The sequence below is a fragment of the Maribacter aquimaris genome (assembly GCF_014596745.1).
Taxonomy (GTDB): Bacteria; Bacteroidota; Bacteroidia; order Flavobacteriales; family Flavobacteriaceae; genus Maribacter_A; species Maribacter_A aquimaris.
The window spans coordinates 921,159-944,604 of the sequence record NZ_JABTCF010000001.1 but is presented as its reverse complement, the minus strand read 5'-3'; the positions used below and the strand labels follow the sequence as shown (position 1 = coordinate 944,604).

At 40.7% G+C, this 23,446-nt stretch carries 19 protein-coding genes, 2 pseudogenes and 1 riboswitch; all 21 genes and pseudogenes read left to right on the top strand.

Annotated elements, in window-relative coordinates; genetic code table 11:
- Window position 1 precedes the first annotated feature (1 nt).
- A complete protein-coding gene (locus HPE56_RS04070) occupies window positions 2-1,789 on the top strand; it encodes an L-fucose isomerase (protein WP_223170172.1) in 1,788 nt (595 codons plus the stop codon).
- A gap of 153 nt (window positions 1,790-1,942) precedes the next feature.
- Complete coding sequence (locus tag HPE56_RS04065) at window positions 1,943-3,253, top strand: FGGY family carbohydrate kinase (protein WP_188242464.1); 1,311 nt, start codon at window positions 1,943-1,945, stop codon at window positions 3,251-3,253.
- A 204-nt stretch (window positions 3,254-3,457) separates the two neighbouring features.
- On the top strand, window positions 3,458-3,595 hold the full coding sequence (locus tag HPE56_RS04060; protein ID WP_223170171.1) for a hypothetical protein: 138 nt from the start codon (window positions 3,458-3,460) through the stop codon (window positions 3,593-3,595).
- Window positions 3,596-3,909: 314 nt separating this feature from the next.
- Window positions 3,910-5,238: a sugar porter family MFS transporter gene (locus HPE56_RS04055; RefSeq protein ID WP_188242462.1), complete on the top strand. Its 1,329-nt coding sequence runs from the start codon at window positions 3,910-3,912 to the stop codon at window positions 5,236-5,238.
- A gap of 15 nt (window positions 5,239-5,253) precedes the next feature.
- Window positions 5,254-6,096: an alpha/beta hydrolase gene (locus HPE56_RS04050; protein ID WP_188242461.1), complete on the top strand. Its 843-nt coding sequence runs from the start codon at window positions 5,254-5,256 to the stop codon at window positions 6,094-6,096.
- Window positions 6,097-6,154: 58 nt separating this feature from the next.
- Window positions 6,155-6,421 (top strand): sulfatase-like hydrolase/transferase, encoded by a 267-nt coding sequence (locus HPE56_RS20435; protein WP_262890262.1) that lies wholly within the window; start codon window positions 6,155-6,157, stop codon window positions 6,419-6,421.
- The gene (locus HPE56_RS04045) at window positions 6,397-6,927 is read left to right on the top strand and encodes a sulfatase-like hydrolase/transferase (protein ID WP_262890261.1); all 531 of its coding nucleotides are present in this window, start codon (window positions 6,397-6,399) and stop codon (window positions 6,925-6,927) included. The genes HPE56_RS20435 and HPE56_RS04045 overlap by 25 nt, the downstream gene beginning before the upstream one ends.
- 48 nt (window positions 6,928-6,975) lie before the next feature.
- Window positions 6,976-7,290, top strand: a complete 315-nt coding sequence (locus tag HPE56_RS04040; protein WP_188242460.1) for a glycoside hydrolase family 97 N-terminal domain-containing protein — start codon at window positions 6,976-6,978, stop codon at window positions 7,288-7,290.
- 291 nt (window positions 7,291-7,581) lie between these two features.
- Window positions 7,582-8,142: pseudogene (locus HPE56_RS20625) on the top strand (glycoside hydrolase family 97 catalytic domain-containing protein).
- On the top strand, window positions 8,109-8,603 hold the full coding sequence (locus HPE56_RS04025) for a DDE-type integrase/transposase/recombinase (RefSeq protein ID WP_188242457.1): 495 nt from the start codon (window positions 8,109-8,111) through the stop codon (window positions 8,601-8,603). The pseudogene HPE56_RS20625 and the gene HPE56_RS04025 overlap by 34 nt, the downstream one beginning before the upstream one ends.
- Before the next feature lie 6 nt (window positions 8,604-8,609).
- The gene (locus HPE56_RS04020; protein WP_317173170.1) at window positions 8,610-8,840 is read left to right on the top strand and encodes an integrase core domain-containing protein; all 231 of its coding nucleotides are present in this window, start codon (window positions 8,610-8,612) and stop codon (window positions 8,838-8,840) included.
- Window positions 8,841-8,925: 85 nt separating this feature from the next.
- The gene (locus HPE56_RS04015; RefSeq protein WP_188242455.1) at window positions 8,926-11,421 is read left to right on the top strand and encodes a glycoside hydrolase family 95 protein; all 2,496 of its coding nucleotides are present in this window, start codon (window positions 8,926-8,928) and stop codon (window positions 11,419-11,421) included.
- Between the two features lie 245 nt (window positions 11,422-11,666).
- On the top strand, window positions 11,667-13,634 hold the full coding sequence (locus HPE56_RS04010) for an SGNH/GDSL hydrolase family protein (protein ID WP_188242454.1): 1,968 nt from the start codon (window positions 11,667-11,669) through the stop codon (window positions 13,632-13,634).
- 80 nt (window positions 13,635-13,714) lie between these two features.
- Complete coding sequence (locus HPE56_RS04005; protein WP_188242453.1) at window positions 13,715-14,218, top strand: hypothetical protein; 504 nt, start codon at window positions 13,715-13,717, stop codon at window positions 14,216-14,218.
- A gap of 194 nt (window positions 14,219-14,412) precedes the next feature.
- Window positions 14,413-15,603: a DUF6786 family protein gene (locus HPE56_RS04000; RefSeq protein WP_188242452.1), complete on the top strand. Its 1,191-nt coding sequence runs from the start codon at window positions 14,413-14,415 to the stop codon at window positions 15,601-15,603.
- A gap of 10 nt (window positions 15,604-15,613) precedes the next feature.
- The gene (locus HPE56_RS03995; RefSeq protein WP_188242451.1) at window positions 15,614-18,022 is read left to right on the top strand and encodes a glycoside hydrolase family 3 N-terminal domain-containing protein; all 2,409 of its coding nucleotides are present in this window, start codon (window positions 15,614-15,616) and stop codon (window positions 18,020-18,022) included.
- Between the two features lie 179 nt (window positions 18,023-18,201).
- Window positions 18,202-18,924: pseudogene (locus HPE56_RS03990) on the top strand (gluconate 5-dehydrogenase); the annotation flags it as partial.
- A gap of 10 nt (window positions 18,925-18,934) precedes the next feature.
- On the top strand, window positions 18,935-20,128 hold the full coding sequence (locus HPE56_RS03985) for a DUF4861 domain-containing protein (RefSeq protein ID WP_188242449.1): 1,194 nt from the start codon (window positions 18,935-18,937) through the stop codon (window positions 20,126-20,128).
- 305 nt (window positions 20,129-20,433) lie between these two features.
- Window positions 20,434-20,544: riboswitch (TPP riboswitch) on the top strand.
- A gap of 60 nt (window positions 20,545-20,604) precedes the next feature.
- The gene (pnuC, locus tag HPE56_RS03980; RefSeq protein ID WP_188242448.1) at window positions 20,605-21,207 is read left to right on the top strand and encodes a nicotinamide riboside transporter PnuC; all 603 of its coding nucleotides are present in this window, start codon (window positions 20,605-20,607) and stop codon (window positions 21,205-21,207) included.
- Window positions 21,176-22,192 (top strand): acyl-CoA dehydrogenase family protein, encoded by a 1,017-nt coding sequence (locus tag HPE56_RS03975; RefSeq protein WP_223170169.1) that lies wholly within the window; start codon window positions 21,176-21,178, stop codon window positions 22,190-22,192. The genes pnuC and HPE56_RS03975 overlap by 32 nt, the downstream gene beginning before the upstream one ends.
- A 495-nt stretch (window positions 22,193-22,687) precedes the next feature.
- On the top strand, window positions 22,688-23,155 hold the full coding sequence (locus HPE56_RS03970) for a PorP/SprF family type IX secretion system membrane protein (protein WP_188242447.1): 468 nt from the start codon (window positions 22,688-22,690) through the stop codon (window positions 23,153-23,155).
- Window positions 23,156-23,446 lie beyond the last annotated feature (291 nt).

The window sequence follows — 23,446 nt, the reverse complement described above, 5'->3', positions numbered from 1 at the left end:
TATGAATAGACTAATAGGCAGATTGCCAAAAGTAGGAATTCGTCCTGTAATTGACGGGCGTGAATTAGGAGTTAGGGAATCTTTAGAGGTTCAATGTATGGATATGGCCAAAGCGGCTGCAGAATTAATACAGGACACATTGCGTTTTCCAAGTGGGGAAAAAATTGAATGTGTTATTGCGGACACTACTATTGGTGGTGTTGCAGATGCAGCAGCTTGTGCGGATAAATTCAAAAGGGAAGGTGTAGAGGTCTCATTAACGGTAACCCCTTGTTGGTGCTATGGTACCGAAGTTATGGATGCCGATCCGTTAATACCGAAAGCGGTTTGGGGATTTAATGGCACCGAAAGGCCAGGGGCGGTTTATTTGGCAGCAGCATTGGCGGGGTATTCCCAAAAAGGATTGCCGGCTTTTGGAATTTATGGAAAGGAAGTTCAGGACGGTGGCGATAAAACCATTCCTCAAGATGTTTCTGAAAAAATCATTCGTTTCGTAAAGGGTGCCTTGGCGGTTGCCCAAATGAAAGGGAAATCGTATTTATCCATTGGCTATAGCTCTATGGGAATTGCGGGTTCCATGGTCGATGTGAACTTTTTACAGGATTATTTAGGGGTTAGGGCAGAGTTTGTGGAATCTGTTGAACTTTTGCGAAGAATAGAAAATAATATTTTTGACCAAGAGGAGTATGCAAAAGCACTCGCCTGGACCAAAGAAAATTGTAAGGAAGGTGAAGATAGGAACAGTCCTGAAAATCAGAAATCCCGTGAACAGAAAGATAAGGAGTGGGAGAAAGTTGTGAAAATGACTTTAATCTGTAAGGATTTAATGAACGGAAACCCTAAGTTGAAAGAGATGGGGTTTGGTGAAGAATCCAAAGGGCGAAACGCCATTATGGGAGGTTTCCAAGGACAACGTCAATGGACGGATTATCAACCCAATGCTGATTTTACAGAGTCTATTTTAAACTCATCCTTTGATTGGAATGGCATTCGTCAAGCCTATATATTCGCCACAGAAAACGATTGTTTAAACGCTATTTCCATGTTGTTTGGTCATTTATTGACGAATAAAGCACAGTTGTTCTCCGATGTACGTACCTATTGGAGTCCAGAATCTGTTGAACGTGTAACAGGGAAGAAATTAACGGGTCTTGCCGAAAATGGTATTATTCACTTGATTAACTCGGGCTCTACAACCTTAGATGCTACGGCCCAACAATTGGATGCTGAAGGGAACCCAACCATGAAAGCTTTTTGGGATATTACGGAAGATGATGTTCAAAGATGTTTGGATAACACCAAATGGCCACCAGCTACTACCGAATATTTTAGGGGAGGTGGATTTTCATCCCAGTTCTTAACTAAGGGCACTATGCCGTTAACCATGTGTCGCGTTAACTTAATTAAAGGGATTGGACCGGTTTTACAATTAGTTGAAGGATGGAGTGTGGAATTGCCAGAGGATATCCATACCGTTTTGAATGAAAGAACTGACCCAACTTGGCCAACAACTTGGTTTGTGCCAAGAACTACAGGAAAAGGTTTCTTTAAAGACGTATATACTGTAATGGCAAAATGGGGAGCGAACCACGGTGCAATTTCCTATGGTCATATTGGGGCTGATTTAATTTCCTTGGCATCAATGTTAAGAATACCCGTAAACATGCACAATGTGGATGAGAATGATGTTTTTAGGCCCAGTGCATGGTCTGCTTTCGGTGAAGGTCTTGAAGGGGCCGATTATCGGGCTTGTGGGAATTATGGACCGCTATACGGTTTTAAAGGATAAGGAATATGGAGAGCAAATAGGTGCGATATGTTGAGTTATATTAGTTTGAATTAGTTTTTAAGCACCGATTTCCTCCATAAGCGATGATCAAGTTTCCCCCTCTTATTTAGATACAATTAAGAGGGGAACTTTTTCATCTTTAAGTTTTTAAGTGTGAAGAAAGTAATTGCAGTTATAGACATTGGTAAGACAAATAAAAAAATATTTTTATTTGATAAATCTTTTGAGGTCGTATATGAAAACTATATTCAATTTGAGGAAGTAACGGATGATGACGGCTTTCCTTGTGATGATTTGGATGCGATTGAAAAATGGATTTTATCGGAAATCCATAAAATACAGGTTGGTGGGCATTATAAGATCAAAGCCATTAATTTTTCCACACATGGCGCTTCCTTGGTTTATTTGGATAAAAAAGGAAAACGGTTAACCCCATTATACAATTACTTGAAACCTTTGGATCTGGCCGATTATAACTTTTTATATGAAGCCAATGGGGGGGTAGCCGAGTTTTCTAGAAAAACAGCATCTCCGGCGTATGGCATGTTGAACGTTGGTCTACAGATGTTATGGCTAAAGAACAAAAAGCCCAATGTTTGGAAAAATGTGGCATCGATTTTACACTACCCGCAGTATTTAAGTTACCTGTTTACGAAGGAAGTAACGGCTGATTTCACTTCGCTGGGGGCACATACTGCCATATGGGATTTTGACAATATGCGATACCATACATGGTTGAAGGATGAAGGTATTGTACTGCCCGAACCTTGTAATGGCAAAGAGGCGATTATGGCACAGGTCAAAAGGGACGCTATTGCTGTCGGTTCAGGTTTACATGATAGTTCATCGTCTTTGATACCGATATTGGAAAGCAATGGGGATGGGAATTTTGTGCTGCTTTCGACAGGAACTTGGATCATTGCGATGAATCCGTTCAGTAAGGAAAACTTAACCGCGCATCAGCTTAAGAACAATTGTTTGTGTTTTATGACGCCGTCGAGACAACAAGTAAAATCGTCAATGCAATTTCTAGGGCATGTTCATGAAATTAATACAAAAGCATTTTGTACCCATTTTGATCTTCCTGTAAATCACTTTCTTAATGTTGCATTGGACAAACGATTATGTAAAGATATCATAGGGGAGGCAAAGCAGGTGTTTTTTCCGAATAACGTTCCTAACGATTATATGGCAGATTTGGGCCAATTGAAATATTACGATAATTTTGAATCGGCATACCATCAATTGATTTACGAAATAAGTCTTTTTGTATATAAGGGTATTCAACTTATTTTGGATTCAGATAGTGACCTTAAAAAGGTTTTCGTCACGGGGGGCTTCAACAAAAACGATATTTTTATTGAAAATCTCACTCAAATGATGCCGGAACAAAAAATTGAATTCCCTACGATAAAAAATGCCAGTGCACTAGGAGCCGCATTATTGATGAAACAATATTTTTAGACCGATAGGATTACCCTGATTAAAGCGGTATTTTTAAGGCACTTTCAATGTTAGTGGAATGGTTAGGCTTTAAATGGCGGTATCTAATAATAAAAATATTTTGCTTCTTTAAATTGTCCATACTGTTTTTTGCCATTTTAAGGTTTGGTGGAGCTACTCTTTAAGGGGCGAAGTTATAAGGACGATGGCATAAAACATAGTGGTATGGGTATCGGAGTGGCAACAGCTCCCACATACGATGGGGAATATACCGTCGTAGGTGATGAACCTTTGTTTTCCATGGAGCGTTTTGGGGAAATCGAAGACCCCACCTTTGGAATGACGATGAAGGGTATCATATGATAGCAAAAGACCAAAGGGGAAAATAACAGGGGCAAAGGCGATGGACTTTTGGTACATTCAAAAAACGGTATTGATTGGGTCATAGACAAAAATTCTAAGGCATATACGAAAACGATACAATGGCAAAACCATAAAGCAAGGGCAGTTGGAACGCCCTTCGTTTTTGTTGAGAAAGGAAGGCCCACCCACATATTTTTTTGCGAGCATGGATGGCCCTGGAGGCTTTGGTAACGGCACAAAAACATGGAATATGGTAGTTCCATTACAATAGAATAACTTTAATCACTTATAAACCAACAAAGATCAGTATAAAAATGAACAAGAAAATAATTTTATGGTCCATAACCGCGGCACTGGCAGGTTTTTTATTTGGATTTGATGTTGTCGTTATTTCCGGGGCGGATAAAAAATTGCAAGCCCTCTGGGAGTCTTCAGATGCTTTTCATGGTTGGGTGGTCATGGGTATGGCCCTTTGGGGTACGGTAATAGGGGCCATTTTTGGAGGCATACCTACAAACAGATTCGGACGTAAGAATACCTTGATCGTAATAGGTATATTGTTTGCTATTTCGGCCGTGGGTTCGGGATTGGCTAGTGGGCCTTGGGTATTTGCCATATTTCGTTTTATAGGAGGTATTGGGGTTGGGGCTTCAACCATAGCCGCACCTGCATATATCTCAGAAATCGCTCCGGCCAAACATAGGGGACGATTAGTGGCGATGTACCAATTCAATATTGTTTTTGGAATTATGATTGCATTTCTGTCCAATTACCTTTTGAGCGGTATCGGTGAGAATGACTGGCGATGGATGGTCGGGGTAGAAGCCATTCCGGCTGTGCTTTATATTCTATTTGCCCTCAGGGTTCCTAAAAGTCCAAGATGGTTGTACTCCAAGCACAAAATTGAAGAGGCTAAAAAAGTATTGGCGATTATCGATCCCGATATGCCTGTTGAAGAGCAATTGTTGGCTTTCCATAGTGATGCTGAAGAGTCGGATATTAAGGAAAATATATTCATGAAGAAATATAGATTCCCTTTGACATTGGCTTTTTTAATTGCTTTTTTCAATCAATTTTCAGGAATCAACGCATTTTTATATTACGCTCCTAGAATTTTTGAAGAAGCCGGTCTTGGTGAAAGCACGGCTTTGTTAAGTAGTGTGGGAATAGGGGTTACCAATCTTATTTTTACCCTTTTAGGGGTTTTTCTGATCGATAGATTAGGGAGAAAAACACTTATGTATATCGGTTCTGTAGGATATATTATTTCACTGGGCTTGGTGTCCGCAGCATTCTTTTTTGGTTGGTCCGGGATGGCGGTTCCGATTTTCCTGTTTTTGTTTATAGCCTCCCATGCCGTTGGCCAAGGTGCTGTAATATGGGTGTTTATATCCGAAATATTCCCCAATCATTTAAGGGCTTCGGGACAATCTTTCGGCAGTTCGACCCATTGGATCTTAGCTGCGCTGATTCCTTCCTTAATCCCTTATTTATTCAATAACCCTATGATTGGCCCCGCAGTTGTATTTCTCTGTTTTGCCATAATGATGGTGCTACAGTTACTGTTCGTAGCCTTTATGATGCCCGAAACCAAAGGGAAAACCTTGGAAGAGTTGGAAAAAATAATTTTAAAGAAGCGATAAATAAAACCAGAATAAATGTCAGTTAAAAAAGTAATCGGTTTAATCCTGTTTTTAAGTATAACGGCTTCTATCTATGCCTCACGGGTCGATACGCTTGTGGTTCATAGTGCGTCTATGGGGAAAGACATTAAAAATGTGGTTATTACCCCCGATTCATATTCCAAGAAAGGTAAAGGATATTCTGTGGTTTATTTGCTGCATGGAGCAGGTGGTGATCATAAGGATTGGTTAAGGAAAGCCCCTGCCATCAAAACCTATGCTGATCGGTATAATGTGATAATCGTTTGTCCCGATGGCTACAAAACGAGTTGGTATTTTGATAGTCCGATTGATCCTACAATGCAGTATGAGACCTATATATCCAAAGAACTTATTTCTGAAATCGATACATCGTTCAATACAATCCCAAAAAATACAAACCGGGCCATAGCAGGTTTGAGCATGGGGGGTCATGGGGCACTCTATTTGGCTTTTAAGCATACCGATATTTGGGGTGCTGCCGCAAGTATGAGTGGGGGTGTCGATATTAGGCCCTTTCCTTTACGATGGGAAATAGCCAAACGATTAGGGTCTTACGCAGAAAACCAGGGGAATTGGGAAAACAATACCGTAATTAATTTGGTGCATTTGCTGGATGGTAAAAACCTGAAATTTCTTTTTGATTGTGGTGTCGATGATTTCTTTTACGATGCCAATAAAAGATTACACAATAAATTATTGGAACGTAATATTCCACACGATTACATTGAACGTCCCGGAGGACATACCAATACATACTGGAAAAATTCCATCAAGTATCAAATGCTGTTTTTTAATGATTTTTTTGAATCAAATACAAATGAAGTACAGCACGATTAAATTCATACTACTCCTGACTGTTTTGGTAAGTGTTTCTTGCAAGTAAAAAGATGCATCTTTGAAACAAAAGGACGAACCTATTCAAGAAGAAATTGCGAAGCAACCCAATATAATGGTATTGTTATGCGATGATTTGCGGTATGGTGATTTGTCATCCTTTGGGCATCCTATTATTCAAACGAAAAATTTGGATAAGCTCGCTGCCTATGGGATCAAACTGACGAATTTCTATGCTTCGGCACCCGTTTACTCACCTTCACTGGTTGGATTGCTTACTGGTCGAAGTCCAAATAGGGCGGGTTGTATGATTTTATTCCCGGACTAAAAAAAAGCGATGATAATAGGGATTTGGTACATCATCAAGCTAATGAGGTTACCATTTCGGCCTTGTTGAAATCTGTAGGGTATGCAACCTGTTTGGTGGGTAAATGGCATTGTTCTTCCCGATTTAATTCCGACCAACAGCCACAACCGAATGATTTTGGTTTTGATTATTGGATGGCTACGCATAACAATGCGGTCCCAAGTCATAAAAATCCCAAGAATTTTGTTCGGAATGGTGAAGAAGTTGGCGAAATAAAAGGTTTTAGTAGTCAAATAGTGGTTGACGAGGCGATTCAATGGTTGGAAAAACAGAAAGGGGACAACCCGTTTTTTCTTGAGGTTGCTTTTCATGAACCCCATGAACCAATTGCATTCCTAATCGTATGTATGATGTTTTTGTCATGCACCCAATCGAAGGTGATTGAACTACAATCACCGGACAGAAGCAAAACAATCACTTTTTTAAGCGATAATAGGAGTGATGCAATTACGTTCCATAAAATATAATGATCAGGAAGTGGCCATGCCTTCGGTATTAGAGCTTTTTTCAATGAAGTGGATTTATCGGGTGGTTTGTCCGTATTAAAAGCGGAAAATTCCACAGTGAATAACGAATGGCATTCTGATTTCAGCGAATTAAGTACTATTCCAGAGCATTACAATCAAACAAAAATTCATTTGAAATTGGGAGGATTCCAAATTAATATTATTGAAAGGGCGAATAACGAAGGTATTGCCTTTGCCTATGAAATTCCTGAACAACAAAACATATCTGAAATTGGGTTGGAAGAAAAAATACATTTTAATTTTAAGGAAGACTATGGTGTATGGTCTACCCCAAAACGTGAACCGGGTAAGTTAACAGCCTAAGGGGAACAAATTAATTCCGCTTAGCCATCTAGAATCGGGAATAGAACGGCCCTTGCTCATCGAGATGGATGATAGTCTAAAGGTAGCTCTTACAAAAGCTAATTGGTGGATTATGCCGGATTGAGTTTCAATAAAGGAACATCCTCTAAGTATAGTATTGTTGCAAGTCTGGACGGTAAAATAGGTCAACAAAAACAGGATACCATTTTGCGAGCTGTTATTGCCGAAAGAAAAATCGAGGGGACCAAAGTGCATAAAAAATTACCATTCCAATCACCCTGACGGGTAGTAATGATGGGTAAAACCCATGGCGAATTATTAGAAAACAATTATATCGTTCAAAATTTAAACGATCCATCAAAAATCCTGGACGAATCTTGGATAACTCTGGGAAAGGCACTTCGTGAAGGAACATTAACTACTAAAGGTGGTTTTACCGCTTTAGATTTTGTTGCGGGTCACCATATGCAATATGTACATTTTGATGCTGGTTGGTATGGTAACGAAATGGACAATGCTTCCGATGCATCTACGGTTACTTTAGACCTAAGACGTTCTAAAGGTCCTTTTGATATTGAGGCTATTTGTAAGTATGCTAAAGGAAAAGGGGCTAAAGTAATGTTGTATGTAAACCGTAGAGCTTTAGAAAAATAGTTGGATAAGGTGTTGCCATTGTTCAAGGAATGGGGAATCGCAGGGATTAAGTTTGGTTTTGTCCGTGTAGGTGATCAGGAAGCGACAGCATGGCTACATGAGGCCATTAAAAAAGGAGCAGACTATCAAATAATCGTTGATGTACATGATGAGTACAGACCTATATGGTTTTCAAGGACGTATCCCCTAACCTACTGACCCAAGAAGGCATTCGCGGCGATGAGGAAACCGTTCCCAACGACCATATGTTGATCAGTATGTTTACCCGTAGCCTTGCAGGTGCTTCCGATAATACGGTTTGTTATTATAGTAGCAGGGTTAATGAAATGGGATCCCATGCCTCCCAATTGGTAAAACGGTTTGCATATTCAGTCCGCTACCCTTATCTGCTAAAGGACCTTAAAATAGAACGCCCCGATCAGCTCTGGCATACCGATATCACTTATATTCCCAAGTTGCGGGGCTTTATGTACATGAATGCCATAATTGATGTACACAGTAGAAAGATCCTTAATTGGAGTATTTCAAATTCAATGGACAAAGAGTGGTGCATAGACCTCTTGGAGGACACCATTGCCAAATACGGGGCTCCGGAGATACACAACTCCGATCAGAGGTCTCAATACACAAGTACCCAATATATCGATGTACTTAAGTGAAATAACATCCAAATATCCATGGACGGTAAGGGAAGGGCCTTGGATAACATTTACATCGAGCGTTTCTGGAAGTCGATCAAATATGTAAAGATATATCTTAATCCTCCGAACGGAGGGCTGAATCTATATCAAATGATAAAGGAATATATCGAGTTCTACAATAAAAAAAGAAGACATACAGAAATAGGAAAAGTTGTGCCCGATCAAATTTATAACGCTAAAAAAATGGCATCATAAGTAATAATAAATATCTTTAAACTGCATTACATATGGGGAGTAGCATACTAACCCATTTTTAAAATAACTATATAATTGAAGATAGATGAAATTTATTACGAGTATTATTTCTGTATTTCTGGTAATTGTGGGTTGTTATGCCCAAGAAAAGGAAGCATTACAACTTTGGTATACTGCCCCGGCAGCGGATTGGAATGAAGCCTTGCCCTTAGGGAATGGACGATTGGGAGCCATGGTTTTCGGTAACCCTGTAAATGAAAATATTCAGCTAAATGAGAATACACTTTGGGCAGGAGGCCCACACCGTAACGATAATCCCAAGGCGAAAGGGTCTTTAAGTGATATTCGGAATCTGTTATATTCTGGGAAATATAAGGAAGCACGTAATTTAGCGAATTCAAATTTCGTTTCCCAAATATCACATGGGATGCCTTATGAAACCGTGGGCAATCTAAAACTTCATTTTTTAAACCATGAAAACTATACGGACTACCACCGTTCACTCGATCTTGGGAAGGCGGTAAATACCACTAGCTATTCTGTGGGAGGAGTGGATTTTAAGCAACAAATAATCACTTCATTCACCGATCAGGTTGTTGTCATAAGGTTAACCGCTAGTAAAAAAGGACAAATCAATTTTTCAGCGACTATGGAACGCCCTGCACCCGCAAAGGTTACCGTTTCTACTGAGGGTAATGCGGTGTTGAAAATGATCGGTTTCGGTAGCGATCACGTCAGTAAACGCATTAAAAACGGCATACCGATAAAGGGACAGGTTGAGTTCCAATCTAGGTTAAAGATTGTTCCCGAAGGAGGAAAAGTTATTTCAAACGATAGTGTTTTAACCGTTACCAATGCCAATAGCGCAATGCTTTATATCGCAATAGCGACCAATTTCGTTAATTACCGTGATATTAGTGCCAACCCCCATAAAAAGGCAAGTGATTATATCGAAGTTGCTGAAAAGAAGGGTTTTAAACAGTTGTTTAGGGACCATACTTCCTATTATGAAAAATATTTTAATAGGGTAGCACTTGATTTAGGGCAAACCGATTCGATCAATAACCCGACAGATGTTAGGATCAAACAATTCAGTCAAGGAAACGATCCAGCATTGGCAGCGTTGTATTTCCAATTTGGACGCTACTTGCTTATTTCATCTTCACAACCGGGTGGGCAGCCGGCAAACCTTCAAGGACTTTGGTGCAATGAATTGATGCCTCCTTGGAAAAGTGCCTACACGACAAATATCAATACCGAAATGAATTATTGGCCTGCGGAAGTAACTAATCTTAGTGAAATGCATGAGCCTTTAATAAGAATGGTGAAAGAACTTTCCGTTACAGGGAAAGAGACTGCACAAGTAATGTATGGGGCCGATGGTTGGGTACTGCACCACAATACTGATTTATGGCGTATTACTGGCCCCGTGGATGGTTCTTGGGGTGTTTGGCCAACGGGGGGCACATGGTTAAGCCAACACCTTTGGGAACAATATATGTTCAATGGTGATTTGGATTATTTGCGTTCTGTATATCCTGCCATGAAAGGTGCTACAGAATTTTGTTTGAGCTTTTTAACTGAAGAACCGGAAAATGGATGGTTGGTCATGTCCCCTTCGATGTCTCCGGAAAATGCTCCAAGTTATCGTAAAAATAAAGTGGGTCTTTCTGCCGGAACTACACTTGATAATCAATTGGTTTTTGACATACTTACTAAAACAGAACAGGCAGCCCGATTATTGAATATTGACGCCGATTTAATTCAGAAAATTGAAACTACGATTCCTAAACTTGCTCCCATGCAAATTGGTCAATATAGCCAGTTACAGGAATGGATAAAGGATTGGGATTCCCCAGAAGACAAACACCGACATGTTTCACATTTATATGGATTGTATCCATCCAATCAAATATCTCCTTTCCGGACTCCTGAATTATACCAGGCAGCGAAAAATGTATTGATATATCGTGGAGATCCATCAACTGGCTGGTCGATGAACTGGAAAATCAATTTGTGGGCCCGTTTATTGGATGGGAACCATGCATACACATTAATGGGGGATCAGATTAAACTGGTAGGCCGCCCGGATTCACCCAAAGGAGGCGGTACGTATGCGAATATGTTCGATGCGCATCCGCCATTTCAAATCGATGGTAATTTTGGGTTTACTTCCGGTTTAACCGAAATGTTGGTGCAAAGTCATGATGGGGCTATTCATTTGATTCCGGCGCTTCCGGATGTATGGAAAGATGGTAACGTAAAAGGGCTTCGGGCTAGAGGAGGTTTTGAAATTATAGCTATGGAATGGGAGAATGGAGAACTGACAAAAGCGGTTATCAAATCGAATTTAGGCGGCAATTGTCGAATACGTGCCTATAACGAATTGGTTTATGCCGATCAAAAAGAGGTTCCTTCGGCTACTGGTGTGAATAAAAATCCGTTCTATCAAGTGCCGGAAATCATGAAGCCTTTAATATCTGAATCGGCAACATTAGGTAAAGTAGCCTTAAGGCCTACATACCTGTATGACATTCCAACACAACTAGGACAAGAGATAGTTCTTGTCAAAAAGGAATAAAGGACATCCTCAACGGTGAAACGGATTTGGCAAGACCTATTTTAGGGTTTTAAGTACTTGATTTCAGACACGGGATCATACTGCTGATTCACTGATTCTTGAAGTACAGTCAATTCGTGGGTAAAAATAAGAAGGAGGGGCTATCCTTACGGAAACAAAGGGGAAACCATAGGCTTTTAGGAGGTATTGCAGGAGTATACAACAAGGCGAATTGAGAGATAAGCAAATGAAAACAACATAAGTAGATGAAGAAGAAAGGTTTATTTATATTTCTTTTTACAGTATTATCCACTTTATCAATAGGTTATGGGCAATCCAGCGTTGATGGGGTGGTTAAAACCACTTGGAAAGGGTTCGATCGTATTGATTTTAAGTTTGAGGGTAAAGAAGCGCGTCTTATTCGTCCTGAAAAACCGATACCCGGTAATCCATGGTTATGGCGGGCTCGTTTTCCCGATTACCATGCTGAAATAGACAGTGTCCTCCTCACTAAAGGTTTTCATATAGCCTATATAAACACCAATAAGCAATTTGGAAGCCCTAAGGCTGTAAAGGTCTGGAATGGATTTTACGAGTATCTTACAACAACATTTGGACTACAGGGTAAGGTTGCCTTAAATGGGCATAGTCGTGGTGGATTGTTTATCTACAATTGGGCGAAGCAAAACGCTGAAAAGGTCGCTTGCATCTATGGTGATGCGGTAGTATGTGATTTTAAAAGTTGGCCAGGGGGGGGTGGTGCAAGCAAGGGAAGTAAAAAGGATTGGGAAGTGTTAAAGACCGAATACGGATTCGATTCAGATGCTGAAGCCAAAGCCTATAAAAACAACCCAATCGATAATTTGAATCAACTGGCGAATGCAGGCGTACCCATTCTCCATACCGTTAGTTTAAAGGATGGGGTTGTACCTCCTGACGAGAATTCGTTATTACTCGTTCAAAATTACATACATGTAGGGGGAACGGCAACGGTATCGCCTTGTAGTTCCGGTATCCAAAAATCAAATGGGCACCATTATGACATTGATAATCCGGAAATGGTGGTTGATTTTATCATGCGACATAGTACTGAAAATAGTTTGTTGGATGCGTCAAAATACCATCGGATGGGAAGTGGACTTCAAAATAGCAGGATTCAGTTTGAACGCAATAAAAAAGGTCGCGTTGCTTTTCTTGGAGGGTCGATTACACATAATGGTGGTTGGCGTGATAGTATCTATGCGTATTTGAAAAACAAATTTCCTAAAACTGAATTTGAATTTATTGCGGCCGGAATCCCTTCCATGGGAACCACACCAGCTGCATTTAGATTGGAAAGGGATGTGTTGTCAAAAGGAAGAATCGATTTATTATTTGAAGAGGCCGCTGTAAACGACACCTCTAATAAACGAACAGCGACAGAGCAAATTCGAGGAATGGAAGGTATTGTCAGACATCTACGGAAATCCAATCCGACCATGGATATCGTGATGATGCATTTTGTCGATCCAGATAAAATGAAGAGCTACCGGGCCGGTAAGGTGCCTGAGGTGATAAAAAACCATAATCGGGTGGCCGAGCATTATGACATTCCGACCATCAACTTGGCACAAGAAGTCACAGAAAGGATTGACCATGGCGAATTTACATGGGAAGACGACTTTGAAAACCTTCATCCATCGCCTTTTGGCCAGGGGGTTTATGCCCGGTCAATGCTTCAGTTTCTTGATAAGGCGCTTACGGGATATATCGACAATGATGATAAAATAAAAGCGCATGCCCTACCAAATCCTTTGGATGCTTTTGCCTATGGGAATGGTGTTTTGATGGATGTTTCCGAGATCAAGCTAAGAAAGGGATGGAAGATCGATCCCGATTGGAATCCGAATGATGGCAAAAGGGTACGTCCCAATTATGTGAATGTACCCATGTTGATCAGCGAAACGCCAGGAAGCTTGTTACAACCGACCTTTGAAGGCAATGCCGTAGGAATTGCTGTTGCTGCAGGGCAGGATGCAGGAATCATTGCATACCGGATAGATGGCGGGGAATGGCAAAAATTGAATCTTTTTACACCATGGAGTATGTCATATCACCTGCCATGGTATTACACATTAGCCAGTGGGTTAGTGGGAAAAAAGCATCGATTGGAGTTGAAAATAGATAACGGGAAGGATGTTCAGAGTAACGGACACGCATGTCGAATACGCTACGTATATGTAAATAAGCCATAGAAGCACGATAGCATATTCAAAAAATCAACATTTCCTTTTATATCGGGGAATGCATTTCAATACTGAAAAATAAATTAGCTATGACAAGATATACTAAAACCTTGTTTATTGTTTTATTAGTGTTCTTGGCCATGGGTTGTCAATCAAAATTCAAGTATAACGTTGAGAAATCTGAGCATGCCGTAACTATTCAACAAGATAGCCTAATGGTCAAAATTGATATTGTTGATGAAGCGATCATTCATGTTCGAAAAGCGATACAAGGTGGTCCGGAATCAACCATTCCAGACTATGTTACCGTATTGGATCCTCAGAATGTCGCCTTGGCATACAGCTATCCGAGAGAATATGTTGATGCAGTTCCTTCTGGAACCAATAAAGGGGAAGAAGGAACTTCCAAACCACTTGATTTATCATTTACCATCCTAAAACCAGGAGCTGCGTTTAAAATCGAAATCATGGATAAAGATCATGGTAACATCCATAATTTCTGGGAAGCGATGGGAAAACCAGAGCCACCAACGAGGGAACAGATAAAAGTGATGAAAGATTACGCAAATACCATAAAAACGGAATTCCTATAGGCCAATGCAAAGGGATAACTTGTCATTAAACGGGAGATTAGTCCTTGGAGTGTGGTGTTGATCAAACAAATCAATTGAATCTTGATAAAATAAAGGACATAATTACTATGAATATCAGGTTTGGTTATGGATTAAGTATTAAAATCCTGACCTTTAAGGATGTGGAGGGTTAATCAATTTTTATTTCCATTATTATGATTGGATGTAGCAAAAAAGAAAGTAGTTTTAAAGAAGACGTGTCATTCCTTAAAGACCATACCGAAATCATCTTATTGAGTACAAGTAATGGTTCTATTGCTATCGCACCCCAATACCAAGGGCGGGTGATGACGAGCACCACGGATTCTTCTGAGGGTATTGGTTTTGGATGGATCAATAAAAAAGTAGTTGAAGCAGGTTTTTTATCAGCAGGGGAACGCAAAGGAAAGCTGGAAGACCAAATATATATTTTTGGAGGTGAAGAACGATTCTGGTTGGGTCCGGAAGGGGGGCAAAACGCTTTGTTCTTTAAACCAGGAAGCAGTTTTGAATTTTCAGAATGGAAGACTCCGGCAGCCATTGATACGGATCCTTTTCAATTGGTAAAACGTACCGGGAATATGGTAGGTTTTGAACATCAATGTGAACTTTTAAATTATAATGGTACTATTTTCAATATGAAAATAGAGCGCAATATTCGTCTCTTGGATAAGGGAGCTATAGAAACCATAATAGGAGAAAAACTTTCCAATAAAGTTGATTTCGTTGCCTATGAGACGGATAATAGAATAACCAATGTAGGTAACGACCCTTGGATTGCAGAAACCGGATTACCATCTATTTGGTTATTGGGTATGTATAATCCCTCACCGGAAACCACTGTTGTGATCCCCTTCAAGGAAGGCGATTCAACTACATTAGGACAAAAAGTAAAGGACGATTACTTTGGAAAAGTCCCCAAAGAATATTTAAAGGTGGAAGATGATGTACTTTTTTTAAAGGGCGATGGTACCAAACGCAGTAAAATCGGAATCAACCCTAAACGGACAAAAGGGGTTGCAGGAAGCTATGATGCAAACCAACAAGTTATAACATTGGTCACATATAATATTCAAGATGCGCCAAACGGATTTGTCAATTCTTCATGGGAATACCAAGAAGAGCCTTATTCGGGTGATGTTATCAATGCATATAATGATGGCTCATCAGAACCAGGAGCGCCACCATTGGGACCATTTTATGAATTGGAAACCTCGTCGCCGGCAGCAGCGTTAATTCCTGGCGAAACCATGATTCATAGGCAAACTACTATCCATTTGCAAGGGGAAGTAGCAGCGTTGGACGTCATATCAAAAAAAATGTTTGGGGTAAGCCTGGAAGACATCAATACGAGTTTCACTGAATAAAATTATAAGAATGGGGCAATTTAAAATCATATCAATTTTTACGGTTTTCTTTTTCTGTATCGGAATGAAAACCGAAAAAAGTTCTATTTACCATAAAGATTGGATCGATTTTAATAAGAATGGAATAAAGGATGTTTATGAAGATTCGAAAGCACCTAGGGAAGCTAGGGTGAAAAACCTCGTTTCATTAATGAACGTGGATGAAAAAACCTGCCAGATGGCTACGCTTTATGGGTATGCCAGGGTATTGCAGGATGAATTGCCAACACCTGATTGGAAGAACAAGGTTTGGAAAGATGGTATTGGTAATATTGATGAACATTTGAATACGATTTGGAATCAAGAAAAAACCCATACTGAATATTCTTTCCCCTTCAGCACCCATGCCGATGCAATAAATACAGTCCAGAAATGGTTTGTAGAGGAAACGCGCTTGGGAATCCCAGTAGACTTCACCAATGAGGGTATCCATGGACTTTGCCATAAAAAAGCAACGCCACTTCCGGCTCCAATAGGTATCGGGAGTACTTGGAACAAGAATTTGGTGTATAAGGCGGGACAGATTGTGGGCCGGGAGGCCAAAGCGTTGGGGTATACCAATGTTTATGCCCCTATTTTGGATGTAGCACGTGATCCTCGTTGGGGAAGGGTTTTGGAGTGTTATGGGGAAGATCCTTTCCATATTGCCGAAATGGGTAAACAAATGACCCTAGGGATACAATCGAAAGGTGTTGCCGCAACATTAAAGCATTTTGCGGTCTATAGTGTTCCCAAAGGGGCTCGTGATGGGGAAGCCAGAACCGACCCACATGTGGCACCAAGGGAAATGCATCAAATGTATTTGTATCCCTTTAAGAGGGTTATTGAGGAAGCGTCACCTTTGGGGGTAATGAGTAGTTATAATGACTATGATGGTGTCCCCGTTACGGCAAGCCATTATTTTTTAACGGAGTTGCTACGTGAGAAATATGGTTTTAAGGGGTATGTGGTTTCAGATAGTGAGGCGGTGGAATATGTATCCGATAAACACCATGTCGCTATCGACTATAAGGAAGCCATAAGACAGGTTGTTGAGGCGGGTTTGAATGTGCGTACCACCTTTAGAACCCCGGAATCTTTTATAGGCCCCCTAAGGGAACTAATAAAAGGGGGTAGGTTGTCAATGAAGATCATTGATCAAAGGGTTTCTGAAATATTACGGGTGAAATTTGAATTGGGATTATTCGATAGCCCTTTTGTTGAAAATACAAAAGCAGCCGATACATTGGTACACACCGATAAGGATGAGGCTTTTGCGAAAAAAATCAATAGGGAATCACTCGTTCTTTTAAAAAATGAGGATAATTTACTTCCGTTAGACATAAGTAAGATAAAGAATATATTGGTAACTGGCCCATTGGCCAAGGAAGTCAATTATATGTTCAGTAGGTACGGACCTGCGGATAACCCAGAAGTAACCGTGTACCAGGGGATTAAGGATTACGCTGAGGGAAAGCTACAGGTAACTTATGAAAAGGGTTGTGATGTGGTGGATCCTACATGGCCTGAGTCTGAAATTATACCAACCCCATTGTCAAATGAGGAACAGGCCCGAATTGACGCAGCTGTTGAAAAAGCCAAAATATCCGATATTGTAATTGCCGTAGTTGGCGAGGATGATAAGCGTGTGGGGGAAAGTATGTCGCGTTCTGGTCTGGGACTCCCCGGAAGGCAATTGCAATTGCTCCAGGCCTTGTATGCAACGGGCAAACCTTTAGTGTTGGTGCTTATAAATGGGCAACCGCTGACGATCAATTGGGAGAATAAATATATACCTGCAATTCTCGAGGCTTGGTTTCCAAGTGCCTCCGCAGGGGAGGTTATTGCTGAAACCCTATTCGGGGATTACAATCCTGGAGGTAAGCTCACGACCACCTTTCCCAAAAGTGTAGGGCAGATTCCATTGAATTTCCCTTTTAAACCGGGTTCACAGGCAAGTCAACCCGAGGTAGGTTCCAATGGATTTGGGCGCACAAGGGTATTGGGGTCTTTGTATCCCTTTGGTTATGGACTTAGCTATACGACCTTTGAGTATGATAATTTAAAGGTCAGTCCGAACCAGGCCAAGTCCCAAGCGGATATACAGATTTCTTTTGAAGTCCGTAATTCAGGGTCTCGGGCTGGGGATGAGGTGGTACAGCTTTATCTAAAAGATGAGGTCAGTAGTGTTACCACATATGAAAGTCAGTTACGGGGATTTGAACGGGTGCATTTGTTGCCGGGGGAAACAAAAACCGTAAAATTTACGCTACATCCCGATGATTTGGAGTTACTGGACAAAAATATGAACTGGACGGTTGAACCGGGTACATTTCGTGTTTTGGTAGGGAGCTCATCGGAAAACATTCGGCTAAGTGGGAAATTTGAAATATTAGAATAATAAATTAATTCGAACTCCAATGAAATATCAACTCCGAATTAAGGGATTAGGGCTAATTGTTATCTTCTTTAGCTTGTCAACAGCCATTTCCCGAGCGCAGGAAAGGGAATCAAAAGATAAAGGTTTTGTGGATTTATTCAATGGTTAAAATTGGGATGGCTGGAATCTTAAGCTAAGAAATGGCGATGGCGAAAGGTTTGGGCCATGCTGGCGCGAAAATCGTGGTAAACGAACGTACTTCGTTGGAAAAAGTGAATAGCGCCGTTGATGAATACAAATCCGAAGGGATCGATGCCCATGGGTATATTTTTGATGTCACCGATGAGATGGCCGTTATAGCAAGTATTAAGAAAATTGAAGCGGAAGTTGGACCGATTGATATCCTGATCAATAATGCGGGAATAATCAAAAGAACCCCAATGATCGATATGGAAGTTGCCGATTTTGAGGCGGTTATAAAGGTTGATTTAGTGAGTCCCTTTATTGTGTCCAAGTATGTTGTGAAAGGAATGATCGAAAGAGGTGGCGGAAAGATCATCAATATTTGCTCAATGATGAGCGAATTGGGTCGGGATTCCGTCAGTGCCTATGCTGCAGCAAAAGGCGGACTCAAAATGTTGACGAAGAATATGGCCACCGAATGGGCCAAGTTCAACATCCAGACCAATGGAATTGGCCCTGGATATTTTGCGACTTCACAGACGGCTCCGATTCGTGTGGACGGGCATCCCTTCAATGATTTCATAATCAGTAGAACGCCTGCCGCAAGATGGGGAGAGCCTGAAGATTTGGCCGGTGCGGCAATTTTCTTGGCTTCCAAGGCCAGTAATTTCGTTAATGGCCACGTCTTATATGTAGATGGCGGTATTTTGGCCACTATCGGTAAACCATCAAATGAATAAAACTATGAATATGACACGGAATTTACATTTTCTTTATCTGGCGTTCGCTTGTTTGCTGGTATTTAGCTGCGCCGATGAGCAGGCAACAGCTCCAAAATTTATGGTCACGAATGATTTGGATATGGATCGTTCTTTTGAAACCGTGGAAATAGCGCTTGAAGATTTGAAAAAAGAAGACAAAGCCCAGGATGCTTCCAAAGCCTATGTGGTCGTTGATTCCCAGACTAAGGAAGAATTAGTTTCACAGTTAAGTGATACGAATGGTGACGGTACTCTGGATGTATTGTTGTTTCAACCTGAAATAAAGGCAAATTCATCAAGGACTTTTGAGGTTGTCCTGAAGGTTAAAGTAGCCCCCAAGGATACGATTCCAAGCTGTTATTCCCGTTTTGTACCCGAACGTACAGATGATTATGCTTGGGAGAACAATCGGGTGGCCTTTAGAACGTATGGTCCGGTAGCCCAGAAAATGATCGAGGAGAATATTCCGGGAGGAACCTTGTCCAGCGGAATAGATGCTTGGCTTAAAAGGGTGGATTATCCGATTATTAACAAGTGGTATTATAAAGATTTGAAAACGGAAGGTTCCTACCATGTGGATACGGGTGAGGGTTTGGATAATTTTCATGTCGGTTCTAGCCGTGGCGTTGGGGGAGTGGCCGTTAAGGTGGACACAACCTATTATTTATCCAAAAATTTCACCAAGTGGAAGACGCTGGAAACGGGTCCGATACGGACAAGTTTTTGGTTGGACTATGCCCCATGGCAGGCAGGAGATAAAACCATATCCGAAAGAAAGTATATCTCCCTCGATTACGGTACTAACTTATCCAAGTTCGTTGTCGAGGTAAAAGGAACGGATACGGTTGCAATAGGACTTACCTCACATGAAAAAGACGGGGAAATAACTACTCAGGTAGATCACGGTTGGGTGAGTTACTGGGAACCCCATGGCGATTCCGAATTAGGAACGGGTATTGTTGCCCTTAAAGGCACTATGACCGGTTCTGAGAATTATTTGACCAACAAAACGGATGAAAGTAATTTATATGCACATTTGAAGGTTACTGATGGTAAAGTATCGTATTATGCAGGTTTTGGTTGGGAAAAAAGCGGACAATTTTCCACAAAGGAAGATTGGAATGCTTATTTGAAGGATTATGCCGTAAAAATAAATAATCCATTGAAAATCAGTAAATTATAACAATTCATTAAGCGGCTGTATGAAATTGTCGTTGTAAGCGCGAAGTTGTTGTGTTCTAGGCACTAACCAAAAAATCCAATCATGAAAATAATCGGATTTTTTGGTTACAAAGATGAAAGGGGTAAAATCCTTCCTATAGCTCGTGCTTTCTTCTAGGATGTTTGAATTCAAAACGGTATCCCTTGATTGTATATGGTATGAAGGGTCCTAGGCGTCTATATAAACTGTACGGCAATATTTATGGGGATTATTATTTATTTCCATGCCCCAATAGGGTTTGTAACCCAAAAAATAGTTTTAGCTTTGTTTTTGAAATGGGGTGCTTGCCGAAAGGCGGGCTGAGATGATACCCAAGGGTAATTTGCCCTGAACCTGATCCGGATAATGCCGGCGTAGGGATTTAAGTCGATATAGCGTTTCCGCCATCGATATGAACTTCATCTTCCCATTGCATTAATTTTGGTCAGGGAATTGTAATGGAGGATTTTTTCACACATCTTATAGGGTTGCAAGCATTGGGAACTGTGCTTGGTGTATTTCAGGTGCTCTTGGCGAGGAACAACAATATTCATAACTATTTATTTGGTATTGTGGCGATCCTCATAAGTCTGTGGGTGCTTTACCAATCACAACTTTATGCCGATATTTTAATCAACCTCTATTATTTGGTGATGAGTATCTATGGGTGGTTTTATTGGAAATTTGGTCGCCAAAAAGAAGAAACCCCTATTTCGTATTCCAATAGATCGGAGCAAATAAAAGCAATGGGAATTGTACTTCTTTGTTTTACCCTAATGGTCTACTGGCTTAAGTTTTATACCAATTCCGATGTTCCTATTTGGGATGCTGCAGTAAACGCATTCGCCTGGGCCGGAATGTGGCTCATGGCCAAAAGAAAGATGGAAAATTGGATATACCTGAATATTAGCAATATAATTTCCATTCCGTTGCTCTTCTATAAAGAACTGTACATATATGCGGGATTGACCATTTTTTTGTTTGCGGTTGGAACCTCAGGATATTTTAAATGGAGAAAAATAATTTTGAATGATACAGGAAGACAAGCGGCAAGAGCTTAGGGAACAGTGTTTTGGGGCCGAGGTTTTACCTTCAGAGGTATTGAATTGGATCAAAAAGGAAAATCTATGGAATATATGGGTACCAAAGACCTATGGTGGTTTGGAGTCCTCCCTCACCCAAGGTTTGACCGCACTAAAGGAATTGGCGAAAATCGATGGGAGTTTAGGATGGACGGTAACCCTTTGTAGCGGGGCTAATTATTTTATTGGAAATTTACAGCCAGGTAAAGCGAAAGAAATATTCCTTGATGCTACATACGCTGCTTGCTTTGGAGGAAGCGGCGGTGTTTCCGGTACGGCCGAAATATTTGGTGATTCTTATCAAATCTCGGGTATATGGCACTATGCGACAGGAGCTCCTTATCTGACGCATTTTACCCTAAATGCTGAAATAGTCAAAAAAGGAAGCATATTGAAAAATGAAGATGGGTCCCCAAAAGTGTTGTCCTTTATTGTGCCAAAGGATAAGGTACGGATCATCGATGATTGGAACACCATGGGGTTAAAGGCTACGGCTACCCAATCTTTTGAGGTTAAGGATGTGTTGGTGCATAAAAGTTGTGCTTTTCTATATAACAAGTACTATCTGCCTCAGCCGATATTTAAAATTGGATTTTCTGTTTTTGCCGATTTAACGCTTTGGGCAAATTATATAGGCATGGCCGAACACTTATTGGAAGAGGCTATTTCTATTATGCCCAAGGAAACTTTGTGCGATTTGGAGCATATTATCACAGATTCCAACCGGAAAATGTTCAGGTATGCCAAAGAGGTGGAAAACAGGATTATGGCTAATAAGGTTTTGGAGGACCGATTCATTCACGAAATACATAAAGAAGCTTCGGTATCGGTACAAATGATTTCCAAGAATATTATTGGGGTATTTCCAGGATTGGGCGTTAAGGCTAGTAGGGAAAACCATGCCTTGAACCAAATATTCCGGGACTATTTTACGGCAACACAGCATCATATTTTTTCTAGGTAGGTTATTGTATGGGAAAAGGGATGTTTTTTGGACCCTAATATCAATATAGACCATAAAGGTACCTTTCTCCAGTTGCGGTTGTTCACATCAATGGGTAATTCGAAGAAAACTGATTATTTTATGTTTGTTTTGAATATCTACCGAACAGAAGATTGTTTCATTACGGTTAGACCTTGGAATCAATTTTAGGCTTTTTTTAGGTTCAATGGAAAAGAAATATAAGATATGGTTTCTATCTCTCGTATTTAAGAGGTATGTATTTTATTAGATTGGCAATACGTTAATCCAAATCTGGTAATATTATATAAAAAAGCAAGAAAGTTCTACTGGTCATTTGTTTGTATTGAAAAAAAATTAATTTTACGATTATCACCACAAATATGTAATAACCTACAATTTGCAAAATATTTTCTTAGTTCTTGGTGTTTTCGGGATGGTATTGGCAATTTCATTTTTTGCCAGAAAGTCCGTTAATGGAAATTCTACTTTCTTTTTGTGGGTATTTTAAACGATATCGACGGTAGTTTTAAACCGAACGTAGGTGTTGGGGCATTACTTAAAGGGGAACGTTTTTTTGCCTCCCTTTCGGTACCGGCACTATTGAGCAATGATAGGTTAGAGGAAGAAGACGGCCTCGCAACGTTTGCTGCAGGTAAGGCACATGTGTATTTGGCCGGGGGGTATGATTTTCAGCTTTCCAAGGGTATTCTATTCCGGCCTTCCACGATGTTCAGGTATGTAGAGGCTACCCCGCTTTCAATCGATATTACGGCGGCATTCTGTTTTAATGATAGAGTGGAGATAGGTCCCTCGTACAGGATTCGGGAAGGTTTGGGGGGGCTTTTCATCTTCAATGCCGCGAATTGGATCAATATGGGATATGCCTATGAGGCCCCTTTCGATAACGCGATAGCATCACAATCCAACGGTACACACGAGGTGTTCATTAAATTGAGGATGTGATCAAAAATAAGGCAAGGTTTCCTGGGCTATGGGCGTAGTCCAGGATTCTATGTTATGGCTGACCCGTTAAAAGGTCTCGACTGCGCTCGACCGGACAGGAGTATACGTTATGATTTTTTTGAGGAATCATAAGGCATTATGGTTGTGAACGATACCTGGTCCGTGATTTCAGATCAAGTCTGACCCGTTAAAAGGTCTCGACTGCGCTCGACCGGACAGGGGTATAAAAATGGGGCTTTTAGGACTATGAATGCAGTTCAGGTTTCTGGCTTTAGGTAATCAAAAGGAGGT

What these genes read in the sequence shown, in the direction of transcription:
- HPE56_RS04005 (WP_188242453.1), top strand. Translation starts at nt 13,715, where the DNA reads ATGACAAGATATACTAAAACCTTGTTTATTGTTTTATTAGTGTTCTTG.
- HPE56_RS04050 (WP_188242461.1), top strand. Translation starts at nt 5,254, where the DNA reads ATGTCAGTTAAAAAAGTAATCGGTTTAATCCTGTTTTTAAGTATAACG.
- pnuC (WP_188242448.1), top strand. Translation starts at nt 20,605, where the DNA reads ATGGAGGATTTTTTCACACATCTTATAGGGTTGCAAGCATTGGGAACT.
- HPE56_RS04070 (WP_223170172.1), top strand. Translation starts at nt 2, where the DNA reads ATGAATAGACTAATAGGCAGATTGCCAAAAGTAGGAATTCGTCCTGTA.
- HPE56_RS03985 (WP_188242449.1), top strand. Translation starts at nt 18,935, where the DNA reads ATGACACGGAATTTACATTTTCTTTATCTGGCGTTCGCTTGTTTGCTG.
- HPE56_RS04025 (WP_188242457.1), top strand. Translation starts at nt 8,109, where the DNA reads ATGGTTTTCAAGGACGTATCCCCTAACCTACTGACCCAAGAAGGCATT.
- HPE56_RS04055 (WP_188242462.1), top strand. Translation starts at nt 3,910, where the DNA reads ATGAACAAGAAAATAATTTTATGGTCCATAACCGCGGCACTGGCAGGT.
- HPE56_RS04000 (WP_188242452.1), top strand. Translation starts at nt 14,413, where the DNA reads ATGATTGGATGTAGCAAAAAAGAAAGTAGTTTTAAAGAAGACGTGTCA.
- HPE56_RS03975 (WP_223170169.1), top strand. Translation starts at nt 21,176, where the DNA reads ATGATACAGGAAGACAAGCGGCAAGAGCTTAGGGAACAGTGTTTTGGG.
- HPE56_RS04015 (WP_188242455.1), top strand. Translation starts at nt 8,926, where the DNA reads ATGAAATTTATTACGAGTATTATTTCTGTATTTCTGGTAATTGTGGGT.
- HPE56_RS04010 (WP_188242454.1), top strand. Translation starts at nt 11,667, where the DNA reads ATGAAGAAGAAAGGTTTATTTATATTTCTTTTTACAGTATTATCCACT.
- HPE56_RS03995 (WP_188242451.1), top strand. Translation starts at nt 15,614, where the DNA reads ATGGGGCAATTTAAAATCATATCAATTTTTACGGTTTTCTTTTTCTGT.
- HPE56_RS04060 (WP_223170171.1), top strand. Translation starts at nt 3,458, where the DNA reads ATGGGTATCGGAGTGGCAACAGCTCCCACATACGATGGGGAATATACC.